Genomic DNA, 2,762 nt, shown 5'->3' on the forward strand with positions numbered 1-2,762 from the left:
CTGGAAGTATAGGTATTCTTGGTCATGGCGTGATCTCCCTGGCGGTTGCCGCCGCCGGTTGGGTGGGTGGATGTTCACCCGGAGATTACGCCGCCTTCAAATTTCCACCAACTCCGAGACACGACCGGTAGCGGCGACGATGTCCTGCGAGGAGGAGCAGGTGCCGACTTGCTGACCGGAGACGGCGGGGACGATACGCTCGTGGGCTATAGTGGCGATGATGTGTATTGGGGGGGCGAAGGTGAAGATCATTTCCGGTTCAACACCGTCGGGGCCTCCTACACCGTCACGAATTCTTACTGGGGTTTTGTACAGTCGGCCGGTGCCTTTGGCGCAGACGGGGATGATACGGTCCGCGACTTCAGCGCAGAGGACATCCTGACAGTAGGCGGTCAGCGGTTTACTGCGGATAGCTTGCGAACCTATGCTGCATCAGGCGGGAACCGGGACGGGGCCTCGATCTGGGTTGAAAGCGGGCAGGGCGTCGGGGCTACGGATACGGTTATTCACTATGACCGCCAGGGGTCAGTTAACCCCGACACCGGGGAGTCAAATCATACCTACCTGTCCAGCGTGACACTCTCGAGCTTTTCCACAAGCGCGTCCTCCGGCGGTGGCACTCCTGGCTCCGACCTTGCTGGTTTGTCCGGGAATTTCAGAGGCTTTGAACTCACTGGAATGACGCCATTGACGGATGAAGATCCTGGAGGTCGCTTTGGTGATTTCAACGGTGACGGACGTTCGGATCTGCTTGTCAGGGGAAGTAGCCAATCTGCCTACGAATATCATGTGCTGTACGGTGCTGTATCACAGGCGGATCGTGTCAACGTGGCAGAGGCTGCCTCAGGAAGTACCGGGTTCACGGTGACGCTTGATACCGGAAACTGGCTGGATCTTGCCAACTTCATCGGTGTGCTGGAAGACGTTGATGATGATGGGCGTGCTGACTTCGTCATGGGCGTTTCCAACTTTGAAGGTATCGGCGCGACCTTCGTCTACACCGGCTCCTCCAATGTGACACTTGCAGATGGAACAGAGCCGAATACCAGCCTGATCGAAGGCGCCGGGGAATTTCTTGGAACACTGGGGATTAATGGGGCCGCGCTAGGTGACATAAATGGTGACGGCAACAGCGATGCTCTGGTCATGGACAGCTCGCGGGTGATTGATGATACCGATTTCAATCACCTGATTGGCTACGTCATCACGGATACTTCCCTATCCAGCGTGCACCCTATCGAAGGTGGGGAAGGGGGCTTTGTAATCGACTCTGCAGATGGATTGGCGACGGGCGCCAGTGTCAGCTCCGCCGGAGATACCAATGGGGACGGGCTGGATGACATGGTGATCGCCATGCGGCACGTCGCCGATAAGACGGAGAGCTTCTTTGTGGTGCAAGGCCGGAGCCAGGGTTCGCCAGTATTCCTTGAAGACGGGTTTTCCGACGATGGGTTCCAGATACGCTCGCATCTGCAATATGCCGATGACTTGGAATGGGCGGAAACTGGCGGTGCCCAACTGTCAGGTGGAGGCGACTTCAACAACGATGGTTTGGACGACATCCTGATTGGCCTGCCTTACGCAGATCGCGGCGATCGGGAAAACACAGGCGCAGCCTATGTTGTTTTTGGCAGTGCAAACCCTGCTGCCGTTGAACTGGATGACCTCGGCTCGCGCGGGGTCGAAATCATGGGGACACAGGAACTGTCTGCTATTGGCAGCTCCGTAACGTTCCTCGGAGATGTAAATGGCGACGGGCGCGACGACATTGCCATTACGGGCAGCGACGTGAACACTGGAGAGGCGCTTGGCGTTTACGTGATTTTCGGGACGGGTTCGACTGAGGCTATTCATCTGTCTGATATCGCCGCGGGGACCGGCGGTTTTGTCATTCGCCCGGCAGATGACACATCCACCAACTACGTGGACTCTACCGCTGCTGCAGCGGGTGACATGAACAACGACGGATATGATGACATTCTTGTTACCCTTTCAGATGTCCAGAACTACGTAATTTACGGCGATGATATGCTCTAAGTTGCGGTAGTTGGGCTTTGTTCCATGTTTGGGGCGGTGGACGCGTTTCGCCTTTCCCAGCTGGATTGTCCTAGGGACACTGTGACAGCTGTGCCGAGAGCGGCGTAGGAGCTGGGGACCCCAGGTTTCGGATTGTCGCGACTTGCCTGCACGTGCTGTGGCTGCCAAATCTGCCGCGGATAGGACAACGTTGGAGTGCAAGCCTGAATGCATGTCTTTCTGCTTACAGGCAGCGGAAGGGCGCTAAGGGGTTCTAAAAGGTCCAGAACGTGGAATATGAAGGGTGGTATTCGGGGGATCGCTTGGCGTCTTGTGCCGCTGGTGACTTCGGTAGACCACAAAAGGAGGCTTTTGATGAGTGAAGCGCGGATAGAGGTTTCGAGGTTGCCCGATGGCCAGGTCAGTGTTCGCAAAGGGTTCTGGAGCGACGTGTTCGCGGAGGAGCGCCGAGAGCCTTGGGCCGCATGGTATGAAAGCATGCACGCGCAGTATGGATATTCCGGTTATCTGGAAATGGCGCGTGCCTTGCGGGAGCTTGCTCCGGCGAACGCTTGATTTAGGTGAGTCGAACCTAGCAAACTAGGCGAAAACAGTTCCGCAGGGAATGTCCCGAACGATGTTGAAAAGCGTTTCGGGCGACGCTGCGGATTTCATGGTTATGCGGCTTGATCCAACGGGTCAACCAGCGCATCATTTTGTGGGTCGCGGTGTTTTTCCAATGCGGC

General features: G+C 56.6%; 2 protein-coding genes. Both read left to right on the top strand.

Annotation, left to right across the window (positions count from 1 at the left end; translation table 11 throughout):
- The first annotated feature begins 66 nt into the window (after positions 1-66).
- Complete coding sequence (locus tag AAFO90_RS24530) at positions 67-2,037, top strand: hypothetical protein (protein WP_347511147.1); 1,971 nt, start codon at positions 67-69, stop codon at positions 2,035-2,037.
- A gap of 354 nt (positions 2,038-2,391) precedes the next feature.
- Positions 2,392-2,592 (top strand): hypothetical protein, encoded by a 201-nt coding sequence (locus AAFO90_RS24535; RefSeq protein ID WP_065273505.1) that lies wholly within the window; start codon positions 2,392-2,394, stop codon positions 2,590-2,592.
- Positions 2,593-2,762: the final 170 nt, after the last annotated feature.

The organism is Phaeobacter sp. CAU 1743, from assembly GCF_039839315.1.
GTDB classification, from domain to species: Bacteria; Pseudomonadota; Alphaproteobacteria; order Rhodobacterales; family Rhodobacteraceae; genus Phycobacter; species Phycobacter gallaeciensis_A.

Coding starts and splice junctions, on each gene's coding strand:
- AAFO90_RS24535 (WP_065273505.1), top strand. CDS start 2,392: ATGAGTGAAGCGCGGATAGAGGTTTCGAGGTTGCCCGATGGCCAGGTC.